Below are 514 nucleotides of genomic sequence, written 5' to 3'. Positions count from 1 at the left end.
AACGGGCAGAATAGGACCTTTAAAGCCACTGCTCAGTAAGTTCTTCATCATGACGGAACCCGCTCGGCTAGGATCTTCTGAAGCGCCTACGACAACGATGGATTTTGGTCTAAATAATGACTCTAGCTGACTCACTAACCCCATGCTGGCAAACCTTTTATGTGGTGAGCGTAAATACCGCCCAATTGATCTTGAGTTCGTAAGCAATACTATGCCGTATATTGGGAGAAGCGCCAGTTTATAGAGGGAATTTTATTGAATAATACAAGCACCCTCACGTTTTGTTATGAAGGTGATTTTCAAAATATAAATTGCTGGAAAGCGCGACGTATAAATAACGTAAAGAATACCTAATAAACGTTATTTTAAGGGCTGAGATAGGAGCATTTGAGCGGTCGGGTGGTGGGGTTTTCCTTCCAAGTATTTGTGGCGAAACAGATTGAAATGAGCAAATAACTTTTGAGATGCATCGATGTCCCCAGCTTGTTCCAATACAGTGGCGGCGACTTCAGCC

At 43.0% G+C, this 514-nt stretch carries 1 protein-coding gene; it reads right to left on the bottom strand.

What is annotated here, in order from left to right; all coding sequences use genetic code 11:
• A partial coding sequence (locus JYJ62_RS16010; protein ID WP_420042856.1) for a CoA-binding protein occupies nt 1–144 on the bottom strand: 144 nt, incomplete at its 3' end.
• Between the last annotated feature and the right edge of the window lie 370 nt (nt 145–514).

This window comes from Denitrificimonas caeni, from assembly GCF_905120345.1.
Taxonomy (GTDB): Bacteria; Pseudomonadota; Gammaproteobacteria; order Pseudomonadales; family Pseudomonadaceae; genus Denitrificimonas; species Denitrificimonas caeni_A.
Note: the sequence above shows the minus strand (reverse complement) of the source record. Positions and strands in the feature narration are given on the sequence as shown.